This window comes from Stenotrophomonas sp. KH_052, from assembly GCF_057838755.1.
The window spans coordinates 1,031,661-1,049,616 of sequence record NZ_CM174475.1 but is presented as its reverse complement, the minus strand read 5'-3'; the positions used below and the strand labels follow the sequence as shown (position 1 = coordinate 1,049,616).

14 protein-coding genes are annotated in these 17,956 nt (G+C 67.1%); 9 read left to right on the top strand and 5 right to left on the bottom strand.

Going from position 1 to position 17,956, the window contains the following annotated elements; translation table 11 throughout:
- Positions 1–88: 88 nt before the first annotated feature.
- Entirely contained in the window at positions 89–493 is a 405-nt protein-coding gene (locus AC3ITW_RS04720; protein WP_012510263.1) for a GFA family protein, read from the top strand.
- Positions 494–763: 270 nt separating this feature from the next.
- On the opposite strand, the gene AC3ITW_RS04715 is transcribed toward AC3ITW_RS04720, so the two are convergent.
- Together AC3ITW_RS04715 and AC3ITW_RS04710 are read right to left on the bottom strand one after the other, a co-directional pair.
- Entirely contained in the window at positions 764–3,865 is a 3,102-nt protein-coding gene (locus AC3ITW_RS04715) for an efflux RND transporter permease subunit (protein ID WP_489390107.1), read from the bottom strand.
- A gap of 4 nt (positions 3,866–3,869) precedes the next feature.
- Positions 3,870–5,048 carry an efflux RND transporter periplasmic adaptor subunit gene (locus tag AC3ITW_RS04710; protein WP_489390106.1) on the bottom strand — a complete coding sequence of 393 codons (1,179 nt, stop codon included), beginning with the start codon at positions 5,046–5,048 and terminating at the stop codon, positions 3,870–3,872.
- Positions 5,049–5,200: 152 nt separating this feature from the next.
- Between AC3ITW_RS04710 and AC3ITW_RS04705 the strand changes: the two genes are divergently transcribed.
- The 3 genes from AC3ITW_RS04705 to AC3ITW_RS04695 all read left to right on the top strand — a co-directional run bounded on the left by AC3ITW_RS04705 (position 5,201) and on the right by AC3ITW_RS04695 (position 9,437).
- Positions 5,201–5,884: a response regulator transcription factor gene (locus AC3ITW_RS04705; RefSeq protein WP_088024830.1), complete on the top strand. Its 684-nt coding sequence runs from the start codon at positions 5,201–5,203 to the stop codon at positions 5,882–5,884.
- Positions 5,862–7,247, top strand: a complete 1,386-nt coding sequence (locus AC3ITW_RS04700; protein WP_197584333.1) for a sensor histidine kinase — start codon at positions 5,862–5,864, stop codon at positions 7,245–7,247. Before AC3ITW_RS04705 ends, AC3ITW_RS04700 begins: the two co-directional genes overlap by 23 nt.
- A 99-nt stretch (positions 7,248–7,346) precedes the next feature.
- Positions 7,347–9,437, top strand: coding sequence for a TonB-dependent siderophore receptor (locus AC3ITW_RS04695; RefSeq protein WP_489390105.1), 2,091 nt, complete (start codon positions 7,347–7,349; stop codon positions 9,435–9,437).
- On the opposite strand, the gene AC3ITW_RS04690 is transcribed toward AC3ITW_RS04695, so the two are convergent.
- Positions 9,421–10,938, bottom strand: a complete 1,518-nt coding sequence (locus AC3ITW_RS04690) for an MFS transporter (protein WP_100434763.1) — start codon at positions 10,936–10,938, stop codon at positions 9,421–9,423. The two genes, AC3ITW_RS04695 and AC3ITW_RS04690, sit on opposite strands and share 17 nt — an antisense overlap.
- 107 nt (positions 10,939–11,045) lie before the next feature.
- On the opposite strand from AC3ITW_RS04690, the gene AC3ITW_RS04685 reads away from it, so the two are divergent.
- Positions 11,046–11,981 (top strand): LysR family transcriptional regulator, encoded by a 936-nt coding sequence (locus AC3ITW_RS04685; protein ID WP_489390104.1) that lies wholly within the window; start codon positions 11,046–11,048, stop codon positions 11,979–11,981.
- Between the two features lie 39 nt (positions 11,982–12,020).
- Here the strand turns inward: AC3ITW_RS04685 and AC3ITW_RS04680 are convergent, their stop codons facing one another.
- On the bottom strand, positions 12,021–12,884 hold the full coding sequence (locus tag AC3ITW_RS04680; RefSeq protein ID WP_012510256.1) for a DMT family transporter: 864 nt from the start codon (positions 12,882–12,884) through the stop codon (positions 12,021–12,023).
- Between the two features lie 133 nt (positions 12,885–13,017).
- Here AC3ITW_RS04680 and AC3ITW_RS04675 point away from each other — a divergent pair, with 133 nt between their 5' ends.
- On the top strand, positions 13,018–14,397 hold the full coding sequence (locus tag AC3ITW_RS04675; RefSeq protein WP_100434144.1) for an aminotransferase-like domain-containing protein: 1,380 nt from the start codon (positions 13,018–13,020) through the stop codon (positions 14,395–14,397).
- A 98-nt stretch (positions 14,398–14,495) separates the two neighbouring features.
- Positions 14,496–15,170 (top strand): class I SAM-dependent methyltransferase, encoded by a 675-nt coding sequence (locus tag AC3ITW_RS04670; RefSeq protein ID WP_004147038.1) that lies wholly within the window; start codon positions 14,496–14,498, stop codon positions 15,168–15,170.
- 3 nt (positions 15,171–15,173) lie between these two features.
- Here AC3ITW_RS04670 and smqnr read toward each other — a convergent pair whose 3' ends face one another.
- Positions 15,174–15,821: a SmQnr family pentapeptide repeat protein gene (smqnr, locus tag AC3ITW_RS04665; protein WP_489390103.1), complete on the bottom strand. Its 648-nt coding sequence runs from the start codon at positions 15,819–15,821 to the stop codon at positions 15,174–15,176.
- A 158-nt stretch (positions 15,822–15,979) separates the two neighbouring features.
- Between smqnr and AC3ITW_RS04660 the strand changes: the two genes are divergently transcribed.
- Both AC3ITW_RS04660 and AC3ITW_RS04655 read left to right on the top strand, forming a co-directional pair.
- The gene (locus AC3ITW_RS04660) at positions 15,980–16,756 is read left to right on the top strand and encodes a DeoR/GlpR family DNA-binding transcription regulator (RefSeq protein ID WP_489390102.1); all 777 of its coding nucleotides are present in this window, start codon (positions 15,980–15,982) and stop codon (positions 16,754–16,756) included.
- 11 nt (positions 16,757–16,767) lie between these two features.
- A complete protein-coding gene (locus AC3ITW_RS04655) occupies positions 16,768–17,901 on the top strand; it encodes an MFS transporter (RefSeq protein WP_197584320.1) in 1,134 nt (377 codons plus the stop codon).
- The last annotated feature ends 55 nt before the right edge of the window (positions 17,902–17,956 follow it).

Here is a 17,956-nt window from a genome sequence, read left to right as displayed (position 1 = left end):
TTCACCGTGGCATCTACGGACCGTTCAGGCTGGGCGGCGCACCGTCGGCGGCGGCCTCTGCGGCCAGGTTCACTTCACAGGAGCAACGATGGGCATCACTTCCGTGGCCGGCGTTCCGGTCCAACCCCGGCACCGAGCCACCTGCCACTGCGGCACGGTCGAACTGCTGCTGGACCTGCCGGACGGTATTGTCGAACCCCGCCGCTGCGACTGCTCGATGTGCCGGCGCCGGGGGGCCATTGCCGCCAGCGTCAGCCGCGCGGGCCTGCAGGTGGTGCGCGGGCAGAACCACCTGCAGCTGTACCAGTTCAACACCCATGTGGCCGAGCACTATTTCTGTGGCGTGTGCGGCATCTACACCCATCACCGGCGCCGCTCCAACCCGGAACAGTACGGCTACAACGTGGCCTGCCTGGAAGGCATCGACCCGTTCGCGCTGGGTGTGATCCCAGTCAACGATGGGGTCAACCATCCCGCCGACCGCACCGGTTAGTGGCGAGTGCGTCGTGGCGGTGCGGCAACCTTCTGCCAGGGGGCCATGCCGCTGCGGCCGGCCCGCACCGGGCGCTTCAGCCAGGGCCGGCGGGGCGTCGCCTGCGGTTCGGTGGCGACCGGAGGAGGAACAGGCCTACGGCCAGGCCAGAGATGGTCGAGCAGCCACATGGCGGGTCTCCGTGGGGGACGGGGACCTGTACGCTAGCGATGCCTGGGCAAAGAACCGGTGAGGGCCCTGCGGCAGTCAGATGACAGCGGCGGTCCACTCTCAGTGCTGCGGCCGTGAACCTCCCAGGCGGCGTACCAGCACGAAGAACAACGGCACCAGCAACACCGCCAGCACCGTGCCGGAGACCATGCCGCCGATCACGCTCATGCCGATTTCACGACGGCTGACCGCACCCGCACCGGTGGCCAACGCCAACGGAATCACACCGGCCACAAATGCCAACGACGTCATCACGATCGGACGCAGGCGCAGGCGTGCGCCCTGCAGCGCCGCCTCCACCGCCGAACTGCCGGCGCGATAGCGGGCTTCGGCAAACTCAACGATCAGGATCGCGTTCTTGGCCGACAGGCCGATGGTGGTCAGCAAGCCGACCTGGAAGTAGATGTCGTTGACGAACCCGGCCGCCGTGGTCGCCAGCACGGTACCGATCACGCCCAGGGGGATCACCAGCACCACCGCCACCGGCACCGTCCAGCTCTCATAGAGCGCCGCCAGGCACAGGAAGATGAAGGCGATGGAGGCGGTGTACAGCCACAACGTCTGGTTGCTGGCCAATTGTTCCTGGTAGGACAGGCCACTCCACTGCAGGTCGAACCCGGGTTGATCGGCAACCAGCGCCTGCATGCGCTGCATCGCCTCGCCCGAACTGCGGCCTTCAGCGGCGCTGCCCTGGATCTGCATCGCCGGCAGGCCGTTGAAGCGCTGCTGCAGCTGCGGCCCACGCGCCCAGTGGCTGCTGGCGAAACTGGCGAACGAGGCCATCTGCCCAGTGCCGCCGCGCACATACCACTGGCCGATGTCGTCGGGCACGCTGCGGTAGGGCTGGTCGCCCTGCATGTAGACACGCTTGACCCGGCCACGGTCGAGGAAGTCGTTGATGTAGCTGCCGCCCCACGCCGCCGACAACGTTGAATTGATGTCGGCCTGGGCCAGGCCCAGCGCGCTGGCCTGGGCATGGTCGATGTCCAGCCGCAGCTCGGCCTTGTCGCCCAGACCATTCAGGCGCACCGAGGTGAGCCCGTCGTCTTCGCCGGCCGCGCGCACCACCTGTTCCTGCGCTGCCTGCAGGGCCACGCGCCCGGCCGCACTGGTGTCCTGCAGCCACAGTTCGAAACCACTGGACTGGCCCAGTCCACGCACCGCCGGCGGTGCCAGTACATTGACCTTGGCATCCGGCAAGCTGCGGAAGTAGGCATTGGCACGCGTGATGATCGCCGCTGCGGTGTTGTCGCCCGTGCGCTCATCCCAGGGTTTCAGGGCGAGGAAGCCCTGCCCGGCGTTCTGGCCGGTGCCGGCATTGTTGCGGCCGACCACCACGAACACCACATCCAGGTTCTGCTTTTCGTGCTCCATGAAGTAGCGGCTGATCTGCTCGCCCAGCGCTTCGGTGCGCGCCATCGGCGTGCCTTCCGGCGTGGAGAACTGGAAGGTCACCTGGCCCTGGTCTTCCACCGGCAGGAAGCCGGTGGGCATGCGCGCGTACAGCGCGACCATGGCGACCACCAGCAGCAGGTAGAACGCCATCCAGCGCCGCGGCCGGGTAACGACGCCACCCAGCTTTCCCTGGTAGGCCAACTGGCTGCGCTCGACACCCCGGTTGAACGCCCGGAAGAAGCGGCCCTGCGGTTTCTGCGCCGAAGACGGCTTGAGCAGGGTCGCGCACAGCGCCGGGGTCAGCGTCAGCGCCACCAGCGCCGACAATGCCATGGCAGATGCGATCGTGATCGAGAACTGCCGGTAGATGATGCCGGTGGAACCACCGAACAGCGCCATCGGCAGGAACACCGCACCCAGTACCACGGTGATGCCGATCAACGCGCCGGTGATCTCGCCCATCGATTTTTCGGTCGCTTCGCGCGGTGGCAGATGTTCTTCGTGGATGATGCGCTCCACGTTCTCCACCACCACGATCGCATCGTCGACCAGCAGGCCGATCGCCAGCACCATCGCGAACAGGGTCAGTGTGTTGATGGTGAATCCGGCAACGGCCAGCACGCCGAATGTGCCCAGCAGCACCACAGGCACCGTGATCGCCGGAATCAGCGTGGCGCGCAGGTTCTGCAGGAACAGGAACATCACCACCACCACCAGCACGATGGCTTCGATCAGGGTATGGATGACCCCCTCGATCGAGACCCGCACGAACGGTGTGCTGTCACGCGGATAGGCCACCTGCAACCCCGGCGGGAAAGTCGGCCGCAGCCGTTCGATCTCCGCGCGCACTGCATCGGCAGTAGCCAATGCGTTGGCACCCGAGGCCAGGGTTACCGAGAAGCCGGCCGCTGGATAGCCATTGAGATAGCTGCTGGTCTGGTAGTTCTCCGCGCCGATCTCGACCCGCGCGACGTCGCCCAGCAACACCGCCGCGCCATTGGGCAGGGTGCGCAGGATGATCGCGCGGAACTGCTCGGGGGTCTGCAGGCGTGACTGCGCGGTGACCGTGGCGTTGAGGCTCTGCGTCGGGCTGGACGGCATCGCGCCCAGCTCGCCCGCCGTCACCTGCGTGTTCTGCGCCTGGATCGCAGCGCGCACGTCCGACGGCATCAGGTCATAGGCGCGCAGCTTGTGCGGGTCCAGCCACACGCGCATTGCGTACGCCGAGCCGAACACGTTGATCTCGCCAACGCCGGGAATGCGGCTGATCGGGTCCTGAACATTGCTGACCAGGAAATCGGAGACGTCCACGCGCTCCATGCGCCGGGTGGTGTCGTACAGCGAGACCACCATCAGCGAGTCGCCCTGGGATTTGGCCACCGTCACGCCCTGCTGCTGCACTTCCTGCGGCAGCCGGTTGATGGCCTGGTTGACACTGTTCTGCACCTGAACCTGGGCGATATCCGGGTTGGCGCTCTGGTCGAAGGTGACCGTGATGCGCGCCTGCCCCGATGACGAACTGGTCGACGAGAAATACAACAGGTGATCGATGCCTTTGATCTGCTGTTCGATCACCTGGGTGACGCTGTCTTCCACCGTCTGCGCCGAGGCACCGGTGTAGTTCGCGGTGATGTTGACCTGTGGCGGTGCGATGTCCGGGTACTGCTCCACCGGCAGCTGGGTCACCGCGATGGTGCCGAAGGCCATGATGCAGATCGCCAGGACCCAGGCGAATACCGGGCGATGGATGAAGAAGCGCGGCAGCATCTGCTCAGTCCTTCCCGGCCGGGGCGGGCGCGGGCTTCACCCGTACCGTCATGCCATCGGCCAGGCCCTGCGCGCCGGCCACCACCACCTGCTCACCGCCGGCCAGGCCATCGAGCACAAGCCACTGGTCGCCCACCGCACGCGCGGTGCGGAACAGGCGCAGCCGCGCCTTGCCGTCCTTGTCCACCAGCCACGCCTGCGCCTCGCCCTTGGGGCTGCGATCGACCGCGGCCTGTGGCACCAGCAGCGCCTGCTGGCGGGTCCCCTGCCCCACCAATGCGCGCACATACATGCCCGGCAGCAGCTGCCCATCCGGGTTGGGGAAACGCGCCCGCAGGGTGATGCTGCCGGTTTCCTGCTGCACGTCCACGTCGGCGAATTCCAGCGTGCCGGGCAGCGGGTAGTCGGTGCCATCGGACAGGCGCAGCCGCACCGGTGCTGTGTCGGCCTGCACGCCACCGTCGGCGATGGCGCGGCGCAGTGCCAGGTACTCATTGCTGGACTGGGTGATGTCCACGTTCATCGGGTCCATCTGCTGCACCCGTGCCAGTGGATCGGCCTGGCCCGAGGTGACCAGCGCACCCGGCGTGAACAGCGCGCGGCCGATGCGCCCGGCAATCGGCGAGGTCACCGTGGCAAACCCCAGCCGTGTGCTGGCCGTGTCACGCGCGGCCTGTGCGGCCTGCGCCACGGCGGCAGCCTGCTGGTCGCTGGCGATCGCATCGTCCACGTCCTGGCGCGCGGCCAGCTGGTCCTTGCCCAGCGCCTGCATGCGCTGCGCCCGCAGGCGCGCGGTCACCGCAGCGGCCTCGGCGGTCTTCAGGTTGGCCTGCGCCTCGTTCAGCGCAGCCTGGTACAGCGCGGGCTCGATCTGGAACAGTGGCTGCCCGGCCTTCACCCACTGGCCCTGCTCGAACAACCGCTTCACCAGCACGCCATCCACCTGCGGACGCACGTCCGATTCCTGCGAGGCAACGCTGCGCCCAGGCAGTTCCTGCTGCAGTGCCAGCGGCTGGCTGCGCAGGGTCAGCACCGTCACTTCCGGTGCCGCGGCGCCGGGCTTGGGCGCGTCCTTGCCGCAGGCGCTGAGCAGGCCGGCCAGGGCAAGCGCCAGCAGCGGCAGGCCCGCGGTTCGCGGCAGCCGCCAGGCACGGTACGGACGGGAGGGGTTCGGAAGGATCATCGGCTGCAGGTTCCACGCGTGGGGGAGCGTTCGGCGCCGAATATAGAAGACGCGGCGGCACGATCCTGCTAAATGGCGCATGAAACATTTTTCATTTGCAGTCGCTGCCCACGATTGCGAGGATGCCCCTGTCCCACTCTGCACACTGGCCCATGCCGCGCGTACTCACCATCGAGGACGATCTTGTCACCGCCGAGGAGATCGCCACCGAACTGCGCAGCCACGGCTTCGACGTGGACGTGGCCAGCGACGGCAGCAACGGCCTGGCGCTGGCACGTGCAGGCGACTACGCGGTGATCACCCTGGACCGCATGCTGCCCGGCATCGACGGGCTGGCCCTGGTCACCACGCTGCGCCGTGAAGGCATCACCACGCCGGTGCTGATGATCAGCGCACTGTCGGACGTGGATGAACGCGTGCGTGGCCTGCGCGCCGGTGGCGACGACTACCTGACCAAGCCCTTCGCTTCGGACGAGATGGCTGCACGCGTGGAAGTGCTGATCCGGCGTCAGGGCCCGACTGGCGCCATCGACAACGTACTGCGCGCCGGTGACCTGGAACTGGACCTGATGACCCGTTCGGCGCGACGCGGCGGGCATGAAATCGCGCTGCTGCCGACCGAGTTCAAGCTGCTCGAATTCCTGGTGCGCAATGCCGGCCAGGTCGTCACCCGCAGCATGCTGTTCCAGGAAGTCTGGGGCTACCACTTCGATCCGGGTACCAACCTGATCGACGTGCATATCGGCCGCGTGCGCAAACGCATCGAACAACCCGGCCGACCGCAGCCGATCATGACCGTACGTGGAACCGGCTATGTCTTCGACGCGCAATCCTGACCACTGGCGCTCTTCCAGCAGCAGACTGCTGGGCCTGTACTGCATCCTGTTCGTGGCGTGGTCGAGCCTGCTGCTGGGCGTGATGTACTGGCGCATCTCGAACTACCTCAGTGACCTGACCGAATCGGGCCTGCAGCAGCGCGCCCATCTGTTCATGAGCTTCGACGGGCCGGCACTGGATGAAGCATTGCGCGACAGCCAGCGCTTCGATCTGCACCAGGTCTATACCTATGGGTTGTTCGACAAGGGCGGCATGCCGATGGCGGGCCCGCTGACAGCGATCCCCGAGGGACTGCCGCTGGATGGCAACTCGCATGCGGTGGACGGTTGGACGCTGGCCGATGGCCGCCACGACAACGGCGGCAGTGCGCTCGGCGTGGTGACCCGCGATGGCCGCACGCTGGTATTCGTACGCCAGAATGGCAAGCTCATGGCGGTCAACAGCATCATCCTTGATGCACTGCTGTGGGGCGTGTCGCTGACCGTCATTCCCGGCCTGGTGGGCTGGCATCTGCTGCGCCGGCGCCCGTTGAAACGTATCCAGCAGATCGAAGCGGCCACCAATCGAATTGTTGCTGGCGACCTCGGCCAGCGCCTGCCGGTCTCCAGCCGTCGCGACGAGATCGATCGGCTGTCGAGCATCGTCAATGCCATGCTGGAACGCATCGAACAGCTGATGACCGAAGTCAAAGGAGTCTGCGACAGCATCGCCCACGATCTGCGCACCCCGCTGACCCGCCTGCGCGCGCATCTGTACCGCATGCGCGTGGGCCTGGACGAACAGAACCCGCATGCCGATCCACTGGACAAGGCGCTGGCCGAGACCGACATGCTGATGGCGCGCTTCGCCGCGCTGCTGCGGGTATCCGAGCTGGAGAGCCACCAGCGACGTTCGGCCTTCGACGCGGTCGACGTCACCGAGCTTCTGCAGGAACTGCACCAGTTCTACCTGCCGCTGGCCGAAGAGAAGCAGCAGTTGCTGGAGCTGCAGGTGGACCCGAAGGTGGGCCCGCTGCGTGGAGACCGCGAGCTGCTGTTCGAAGCGCTGGCCAACCTGCTGTCCAATGCCCTGCAGTTCACCCCTGCACACGGCCGCATCCTGCTGCGTGCGGTCGATGATCACGGCGCCCCGAGGATCGATGTGATCGACAACGGGCCGGGCATTCCGCCACAGGACCGCACGCTGATCTACCAGCGCTTCTTCCGTGGCAGCAGCAGCGCCGGCCAGGGGCCTGGATTCGGCCTGGGCCTGTCGATCGTGGCCGCCATTGCCGGCCTGCACGGCTTCCGCGTCCGCGCCGGCAGCGCCCCCGGTGGCGGCGCCTGGATGAGCATCCGCGGCGCGACGGACGGCCTGCCCTGACGCTGGGCTCTGGCACCTCAATCGCACTTGGGAATCATTTGTATTTGAGGGCGAGCATCCGGATAATCCGCCGTCACCGCCCTTCCCGGATCACTCCCGATGCCCGCTCTGCCGTTGCGTCCGCTGCTGTACACGCTCGCCCTGCCCACCCTGCTGGCCTCGGCCATCGCCCAGGCCCAGGACACCCCGGCGGCGCGCACCCTGGACAAGGTAACGGTGGTGGCCGAGCGGGCCAGCACCGCGACCAAGACCGACACCGCCCTGACCGAGACACCGCAGGCGATCAGCGTGGTCACCCAGCAGCTGTTCACCGATCGCGGCGCGCACAACCTGCAGGAAGTGCTGCGCTACAGCGCCGGCGTCACCGCCGATGCCTGGGGCCTGGATACCCGCAACGATGCCACCTCGGTGCGCGGGCTGGACCCGGTGCAGTACCAGGATGGCCTGCGCCGCAGCTACGGTTTCAGTCCCCTCGCCCGCCCGGAAATCTATGGCCTGGAACGGGTGGAAGTGCTGCGCGGCCCGTCCTCGGTGCTGTACGGTGCCGGCGCCACCGGCGGCATCATCAATGCGATGAGCAAGCGCCCGGCCTTCGGTGCCCTCAACGGCGAGGTCGGCGTGCAGCTCGGCAGTTTCGACCGCAGGCAGCTGCAGGGTGACATCGGCGGCGCATTGAACGATGCCGGCACACTTGCCGGCCGCTTCGTCGGGCTGGTGCGTGAATCGAACATGCAGACCGATGTATTGAAGGATGACCGCGTCTATCTGGCACCGTCGATCAGCTGGCGCGGCGAACGCAGCACCTTGACCCTGCTGGCCAGCTATCAGCATGACAAGACCGGCTCCAGCCAGCAGTTCCTGCCGCTGGCTGCGACCCTGCTGGCCCCGCCCGGACGCCGCCTCGACCCGTCCACCTTCATCGGCGATCCCGGCTTCGACCGCATCGACTCGCGTGTGTACAGCCTGACCGCGCTGTTCGACCACAGCTTCAACGACACGCTCAGCCTGCGCTCGGCAGTGCGTTACATCGATGGCAGGACCACCCTGCAGCAGATGTACGTCGACAGTTACAGCAATCCGGCTGATCCCTTCATCGACGCCGAGCGGCGCGTGGTCAACCGCACTGCCTACGGCACCCGCCCCGACGTGCAGATCTTCAGCGCCGACAATGCGCTGCAGTTCGACTTCGCCACCGGTGCCTTCCAGCATCTGCTGCTGGCCGGCGTGGACTACAGCCAGTACAAAGAGCAGCTGCAGCGGCTGGACGCCACCGGCACGCCGATCGACGTCTACACTCCGGTATCGGTCGCACCGATCGTGCGTGGCTGGGATCGTCAGCCGGACCAGACCTCCACCCAGCTGGGTGTCTATGTGCAGGACCAGATCCGCTGGGCCGACCGCGTCTCGCTGGTGCTGGGCGCGCGCCGCGACCATGCACGCTCGAAGACCGAAGGCCAACCCAGCCAGACCGACAACGCCACCACCTACCGCGCCGGGCTGATCGGCGAACTTGGCGCGGGCGTTTCGCCCTACCTGAGCTACAGCGAGTCATTCCTGCCGGTGTCCGGGCAGGATCTGTTCGGCAACGCCTTCAAGCCGATGCGCGGGCGCCAGTCCGAGGCCGGCATCAAGTGGCAACCCGTGCGCAACCTGCTGCTGACGCTGGCGGCGTACCGCATCACCGAAACCAATCGCCAGACCAACGATCCGGACAATGTGCTGAACGTGGTGCAGACCGGGCAGATCCGCTCCAAGGGCGTGGAGCTGGAAGGCCAGTTCCAGTTCGCCAACGACCTGACGGTCACCGCTGCCGTTGCGCGCAACGAGGCTGAGGTCAGCCGCAGCAACTTCGCATTGGAAGTGGGCCAGCGCCTCAACGACACCCCGCAGGACCTGGCCTCGGCATGGGTGTCGAAGGGCTTCCAGCTGGATGATGCCGCACGCCTGCGCCTGGGCCTGGGCGTGCGCCATGTCGGCAATACGGTGTCGCTGGGCAATGGCGGGCGCATCATCACGCCCAGCTATACGCTGGCCGATGCATTGCTGGAAGTGCAGGTGACCGACTGGACGATGGCATTGAACATCACCAACCTCACCGGCAAGCGCTACTACGCGCCGTGCCGCACTTTTGGCGACTGCTTCGCCGGCTACCCGCGCGTGGTGACCGGCACCATCAGCTATCGGTTCTGATCACGGCCAACGCTGGCCGCCGCAGCAGCAGGTGCAACAGCACAGCGCATGCGGCGGTCAGCAGCGCCAGGACACGCAGCAGTATCGCCAGCGCCTCGGCACTGGCCTGCTGCAACTGTGCGCCGCTCATCGCCGGAAGCAGTGCCTGTGCCTGTGCATGCGCACCCGTCGCCAGATAGGCACCGGCCCGCGCCAGCGATACGGGCGATGCTCCCTGCAGCTGGTGGCCGATCAGCAGCGCAAGCAAGGCAGTGACTGCGGCCAATGCGATGCCTTCACCGGCCACCCGCACGGTTCCGAAAATGCCGGCGGCCATGCCCGCACGCTGCACCGGCACCACACTGACCGACAGCCCATCCATCAAGCCCCACGGCAAGGCCGTTCCAGCGCCGATCAGCATCAGCAACGGGACCCACTGCGAGGGCGACGGATGCGATGCGTGGCGCGACAACAGGTACAACCCAGAGGCACAGACCAGCAGGCCCAGCGTACACAGCCGCGCACTTCCAACGCGCTCCGCCCAGCGCGCGGCCAGCATCGGCAGCACCAGCATCGGCGCGGACAGGGCCAGCATCTGCAGCCCCACCAGGGTCGCGCTCTGTCCGTGCACACCCAGCAGCTGCAGAGGCAGTACCACCAGCAGCACTACGTAGCCGAAGCAGGTTGCGACCGGCAGCAGCTGGACACCCAGGAACGCAGGTTGAGAGAACAGTGAGAGGTCCAGCAACGGTGAGCGGTGCAGCCGTTCGATGCATACGAACACCCCACCCAGCAGCAGCGTCGCCAACAGCCCCAGTTGCACGCGCATGGCATGCAGGCCGAATTCACCCAGCCACAGCAGGGCCAGGGTCAACGCCGCCAGCATCAGGCTGAAGCCCAGCATGCCGCCGACATCCAGCCGCCCGCGTTCGCCATGGCTTTCGGGCAACACGCGCGCGCCCACTGCGAAGGCCGCCAGCGTCAGTACACCGCCTGCGGCGAACACGCTGCGCCATCCCAATGCCTGCAGCAGCAGACCGGCGAGCAGCGGCCCCAGCGCCAACCCCGCACCGAACGTGGTGCCCAGCAGGGCGAACACACGGGCGCGCTCCGGCCCCTGCCAGGCATGCGCCAGCGCAGCCGTGCCCGATGCCAGCGCCGCTGCAGCGGCAACGCCCTGCAGCCCGCGCGCCGGATCCAGCCACAGCAGCGTGGGCGCAAGGCAGACAACGGCCGTGGCGATGCTGAAGCCCGCCGTACCCAGCAGGAACACCCGCCGTCGGCCATAGCGGTCCGCCAGGCCACCGGCAGCGAGCAACAGGCTGCCGAAGGTGAGCATGAACGCATTGGTCACCCAGGCCAGCGCGGTGGGCGACGACGCCGCGGAACGGGCCAGCGCCGGCACCGCGACGGCACCGGCCGAGAAGGACAACGGCAGCGCCAGTGCGGCCAGGCAGACGGCAAGCAGCGTCCAGCGCTGCTGCGTGTGGGAAGGTACGGGAAGCATCGAAACCGGGGCCATGCGGGCCTCCATCCATCAGGGGCATTGATGATGGACAGGCCGCTATTCCAGAAAAACAGGCTCGATGGACGTTGATTGCGGCCCAATGTTCCGTAATCATGCCCCGCATGGATTCCATCTCTGCCCTGCTGGCCTTCGTCCGTACCGCCGAAGCAGGCAGCATCGTCGGCGCCGCTCGCGTCCTCGGCCTGTCCGCGTCGGCCGTGGGCAAGCGCATCGCCCGCCTTGAACAGGAACTCGGCACGCGCCTGTTCCAGCGCACCACCCGCCGCGTGCACCTCACCGACGAAGGCGAACTGCTGCTGCAGCGCTGCCGGCGTGCACTGGACGAGCTTTCCGAAGCACAGGCGGATCTGGCGCAGCGCCAGCACGCCCCGAGTGGACTGCTGCGCATCGGCCTGCCCACCATCGGCTACCGCTTCCTGTTGCCGGTACTGCCGGGGTTCCAGCAGCGCTACCCTCAGGTGCAGCTGGAACTGGACTTCAACGACCGCATCGTCGATGTGGTCAGCGAAGGCCTCGACGCGGTGATACGCAGCGGTGAACTGGCCGATTCCAGCCTGACCGCACGGCGGCTGGGCGGCTTCCGTTTCATCCTCAGTGCGGCGCCGGGCTATCTGCAGGCGCACGGCACGCCCGGCGATGTGGACGACCTGCGCCTGCATACCGCGCTGCGCTTCCGTTACCCGACCACCGGAAAGCTGCATCCGTGGCAGCTTCCGGGTATCGAAGGCGATGCCGGAGCGCGCCTTCCAACAGCGATGACCTGCAACAACATGGAGGCCGTGCTGGCCGCTGCGATCGGTTGCATGGGCCTGGCCTGGATGCCTGACTTCCTCGCAGCCGACGCGCTGGCCGATGGCCGCCTGCAGCGGGTACTGCCTGCACTGGCCACGCACCAAGGGCAATTCTCGTTGCTATGGCCCGGTGGGCGCCATCCCAGTGCACGCCTTCGGGTGTTCATCGACTATGCCGTTGCGCATCTGTTCCGCGGCCACCCGGAAAAGGGGACGGAGGGGATTAAGTCGTTTCAGGCACAGTAGGGCTAATTACGACTTAATCCCCTCCGTCCCCTTTTTCGCTCAGCGGCTGAAGCGGCGCGCGCCGGCCACGCAGATCACCGCGACCACGGTCACCAGCACCATGCTGAGGCTGACCGACTCGTGCAGCAGCAGCGCAGCCAGGGCCAGGCCGAAGAACGGTTGCAACAGCTGCAGCTGGCCAACTGCGGCAATCCCGCCCTGGGCCAGCCCGCGATACCAGAACAGGAAACCGATCAGCATGCTGAACACAGCGACATAGCCCAGCGCCCACCACGCGGATGCCCCGACCGCCGCGAATGACGCCGGCCGCATCAGCACCGCCAACGGCAACATCACTGGCAGCGCCAACAGCAGCGCCCAGCTGATCACCTGCCAACCGCCGAGATGGCGGGCAAGTCGACCACCTTCGGCATAGCCCAGCCCACACACCACGATCGCCGCCAGCATCAGCAGGTCAGCCTGAAGCGAGGCCTCGATGCCGTTGCGTACCGCATAGCCGACCACGCAGGCACTGCCCAGCAGCGAGAACAACCAGAACGCCGGGCGCGGCCGATCGCCACCGCGCAGTACACCGAACACAGCAGTACTCAGCGGCAGCAGGCCGAGGAACACGATGGTGTGTGCCGATGAAGCGTGGCGAAGGGCCAGCGCGGTCAGCAGTGGAAAGCCGACCACCACGCCGAGACTGACCACGGCCAGGCCCGCCAGATCGGTGCGCTGCGGACGCGGCTGGCGCAGCAGCAACAACAGGCTGACGCCCAGCACGGCGGCAATGGTGGCACGCGCAGCGGTGACGAATCCGGCGTCCAGCTGCAGCACTGCCAGGCGGGTAGCCGGCAACGAGCCCGCGAAAATCACCACGCCGATGAAGCCATTGATCCAACCACTCGCCGACCGTTCCACGCCTGTACTCCTGAAGGTGCCGGACGATGCCCGGCTGGACCTGTATGGAAGCATCCAGCGCGGAACGACCCCAGCTACAATCCAGTACAGTCGCAAGTAACTGTACTGCCCACACTTCCACTACGGTTCCGCCATGCCACGTTCGCTCACCCGCATCGAATCGGTCATCCAGACCGTCCGCACCCGCATCGGTGCGCGAGTGGATGGCCCCGGCTCCCGCCTGCCCTCGGTACGTGCGCAGGCGGCGGCGATGGGGGTTTCGGTCTCCACCGTGGTCGAGGCCTACGAGCGCCTGGCCGCCGAAGGCCTGATCAGCGCTCGCGCAGGTTCGGGCTTCTACGTCAGTGGCCCGGCGGCACCGCTGGCGCTGGCCGAGATGGAGCCGCGGCTGGACCGCGCGGTGGATCCGCTGTGGGTATCACGGCAATCGCTGGAAACACCGGCCGGTCACCTCAAACCGGGCTGTGGCTGGATGCCCAGCGATTGGCTGTACCACGACGGCATGCGTCGTGGCCTGCGCCGGCTGGCGCGCGCCGATGCATCACAACTGGTCGACTACGCCGGGCCGCTCGGCCTGCCTGCGCTGCGCCAGTTGCTGCAACGGCGTTCGGCCGCAGTGGGCATCGATGCGCCGATGGAACAGATCCTGCTGACCGAATCGGGCACGCATTCGGTCGAGCTGATCTGCCGTTTCCTGCTCAAGCCCGGCGACTGCGTGCTGGTCGATGACCCCAGCTACTTCAACTACCACGCGTTGCTGAAGGCACACCAGGTGCAGGCCATCGGTGTGCCGTACACGCACAGCGGCCCGGACCTGGAAGCGTTCGCGCAGGCACTGCAGGCGCATTCGCCGCGGCTGTACATCACCAATTCCGGCCTGCACAACCCGACCGGCGCCATATTGTCGGCCAGCACTGCCCATCGTCTGCTGGGCCTGGCCGAACGCAGCGAACTGATCATCGTTGAGGATGACATCTTCGCCGACTTTGAACTGCAGCCTGCACCGCGACTGGCCGCGCTCGATGGACTGTCGCGGGTGATCCACGTCGGCAGCTTCTCCAAAACACTGTCGGCTGCATCGCGCTGCGGCTACATCGCTGCCCGCAACGACTGGATCGAGGCGCTGACCGACCTGAAGCTGGCCACCAGCTTCGGTGGCGGTCACCTGGCGATGCAGTTGATGCACATCGCGCTGACCGACAGCGGTTACCGCCGCCACATGCAGTCGGTGCGTTCGCGGCTGGCCGATGCACGTCGGCACACGCTGCGGAAGCTGCAGGCGCTGGGCATCACGCCGTGGCTGCAGCCGGAAGCCGGGCTCTTCCTGTGGTGCCAGCTGCCCGATGGCCGCGATGCCGCCGCACTGGCCCGGCAATGCCTGCGCGAGGGCATCGTGCTGGCACCGGGCAACGCGTTCAGTCAGTCGCAGCGCGCGGCCGACTATGTACGTTTCAACGTTTCGCAGTGCCAGGACCCGAGGATCTGGCAGGTACTGGCGCGGGAACTGCGCTGAGCTGGTTGTGAACCGGCCTGCGCAGGCGGCAGTATCCAGCCGCAAAGGCGCTTGCGCGCCGCGCTACAGTGGTATGTCCCCGCCGCAGGAATCCGCGCATGTCCACGTTCTCCGATCCGCAGGCGGTGGCCCGCTATGCCGAAGCCCCGCTGCGCCAGGTGCCCGGCTTCCTCGCGTTGCAGCAGATGAGCCGCCTGCTGCTGGCCGAACGTGTCCCTGCGCAGGGCCGCGTGCTGGTGCTGGGTGCCGGTGGCGGGTTGGAACTGAAGGCCTTCGCCGAGGCGCAACCGGGCTGGCAGTTGCTGGGCGTGGACCCGGCCGCGCCGATGCTGGCCCTGGCCGAGCAGACACTGGGCACATTGAACGCACGCGTTGAGCTGCTGGAAGGCTACATCGACGATGCCCCGGATGTGCGCTTCGATGGTGCCAGCTGCCTGCTGACCCTGCACTTCCTCGACGCCACGCAACGCCTGCATACGTTGCGTGAACTACACAAGCGACTGCGCCAGGGTGCCCCTCTGGTTGTCGCCCACCACAGCGTGCCGCAGGATCCAGTCGGCAAGCTGCGCTGGTTGCAGCGCTACGCGGCGTTCGCCGAAGCCTCGGGGGTTGCCCACGCCGAGGCGCAGCGCGCGATCGAAGCAATTGCGGAGCGGCTGCCGCTGCTGGCGCCCGAGCAGGAAGTCGCGCTGCTGCAGGAGGCCGGCTTCAACGACGTGGAGCTGTTCTATGCCGGCTTCAGCTTCAAGGGCTGGGTGGCGTACGCCGGATGATGCCTACGGCACCACGGTAATGCCGATGCGCTGCATCAACAGCGCCACCTGCTGCACATCCAGCGTGGCGCCGCGCAGATTGGTGCTGCGCAGGTCCAGCTCGCCCAGCTCCGAGTTGGTCAGGTTGCAGTCGGTGAAGTTGGCGCTGTTCCAGTCGATACCCTCGAACTGGCCCCCGGACAGATCCGATCCTGCGAAACTGGCACCGCTCACGTTGGCGCCGTCCCAGCGGTTCTCCCACAGTTCGCACTTTTCCAGCGTCACCCGCGAGAAATTGGCGTAGCGCAGGTTCGACTTCTTGATGAAGGCGCTGCAGAACCAGCTGCGCGTGGTGATCTGGTTCATGAAGCTGGCGTTGCTGAAGTCCGCGCCCTGCGCACGGCACTCGCTGATCTCCAGGCCCAGCGCCTTGATAAAACTGAAGTGGCACATGATGATGTCGCAACTACGGAAGCTGGCTTCCTTCAATGTGGCGCCGTTGAAACGGCAACCGGCGCGGTTTTCAGCGTCATAGAAGCTGCAGTGGATGAACTCGGTGGCGGTGAGGTCAGCGCCGGAAAAGTCGCATTCGTGGAACTGCTGGTCGACCACTTTCTGGCCGGTGTACTGGTCCACGCCGATGCGCAGCTTTCGGTGAACGGTGGGGGACATCGGGGATTCCATGCCATGTGCCCCGCCATGATGCCGGGCCACGAAGGTGATCCATAGACCCGGACGCGGGCAGGTTCACCGGCAGTCCAGCCGTTCTGTGTCCACCCGGCCGAATGCACGTTGTTGCACGTTGATGCACGAACATGCAGACTTGCAGCATGAGCTCCGATCCCAGCCCCCTCCCCGCCCAGCGCACCCAGCTGATCCTCGACGAACTGCGCCAACAGGGCCGTGTGGTGGCCGCTGAACTGGCGCACCGCTATGCGGTTTCCGAGGATTCGATCCGGCGCGATCTGCGCGAGCTGGCCGCCCAAGGCCTGTGCCAGCGTGTCTACGGGGGCGCCGTGCTGCCGCCGCCAAAGGAACGCCCGCTACGCGAGCGCCTGACCCGCGACCGTGGCGACAAGGCCGAACTGGCCGCCCGCGTCTGTGCCCTGCTGCAGCCCGGCCAAGTAGTGCTGCTCGATGCAGGCTCGACCAACCTGGCCATCGCCCAGCAGCTGCCGGATGCCCTCGGTCTGACGGTGATCACCAACGCGCCGCAGATCGCCACCGCTGCCAGCATGCTTGAAGGCACCTCGGTGCAGCTGATCGGCGGTCGCTTGGCCAGCGGTGGCGGTGCGGTCGGCGCCGAAGCGTTGTCCCAGGTGCAGCGCTTGCGTGCCGACGTGTACCTGCCCGGTCCGTGCGCGGTGGACGCCGACACCGGTGTGTGGGCGATGGATGCGGAAGAAGCCACGCTGAAGCGCGCGATGGTGGCCTGCAGCAGCCGCGTCATCGTCGCCGCTACCACCGAAAAGCTCGGTGCCCGTGGCAACTGGCAGATTGCCAGCCTCGACGAGATCGACGATCTGGTGCTGACCACCTCGGCACCGCCCGCACTGGCCGCGCGCTTCCGCGCCGCCGGCATCGCGGTACACCCCACCCCGCCCTGACCTTACTGCCCATGTCCGTCGCCAATCGCGCGCGTGCCGAACAGCACGCGACCCGCGCTGCATTCTTCATTCCCGGTTTCGCCACGGCGTTGTGGGCCACCCTGGTGCCGTTCGCCAAGGCGCGCACCGACATCAACGACGCTACGCTGGGCCTGGTGCTGCTCTGCCTCGGTGCCGGTTCGCTGCTGGCCATGCCGCTGTCCGGTGTACTGGCAGCACGCCTGGGCTGCCGGCGGGTGATGGTGGCCAGCAGCCTGCTGATCTGCCTGACCGTGCCCGGCCTGGCGCTGGCCGGTTCGGCCTGGACGCTGGGGCTGGTGCTGTTCGTGTTCGGCGCCGCCGTGGGCGCGATGGACTGCACGATGAACGTGCAGGCCGTCATCGTTGAGCGCGAATCACGGCGCGTGATGATGTCCGGCTTCCATGCCTTCTTCAGCATCGGTGGCTTCCTCGGCGCGGCCACCATGACCGTGCTGTTGTCCGCACAGCTGCCGCCACTGGCATCGGTGCTGATCGGCGTTGGCGCCATGCTGCTGGTGATGCTGCTGTCGGCGGCGTACTGGCACAGCGAACGCATGCCGCACGACACACCGATGCTGGCCCTGCCGCACGGCATCGTGCTGTTCATCGGCGTGCTGGCGTTCGTCGCCTTCCTCGGCGAAGGCGCGATGCTGGACTGGAGCGCAGTGTTTCTCAGCGACGTGCGTCGCGTCGATGCCAGCCTCGCCGGTATCGGCTATGTGACCTTCACCCTGACCATGACCGTCGCGCGCCTGTTCGGCGATGCACTGGTGGCACGCGTGGGCCGCCAACGCGCGATCGTGTTCGGCGCTCTGCTCGCCGCTGCGGGTGTGCTGGTGCTGACCCTGGTCACGCCGTGGCAGGCGTCGCTGGTGGGCTATGTGCTGGTCGGCCTCGGCTGCGCCAACATCGCACCCGCGCTGTTCTCACTGGCTGGCCACCAGACCCGCATGCCGGGTGCGCTGGCGATCACCGCGGTATCCACGCTGGGCTTCGCCGGCATCCTTGCCGGGCCGGCGCTGATCGGCTTCGCCGCCAGCCACTTCGGCCTGATCGCCGCGTTCATCGGCGTGGCCACGGCCTTGTTGCTGGTGGCCGTGTCCACGCGTTGGCTGCGGGTCTGACACCCACAGGAAACCGCGCGCCCGAAGGCGCGCGGTTCCACGACAGTGCATCGGG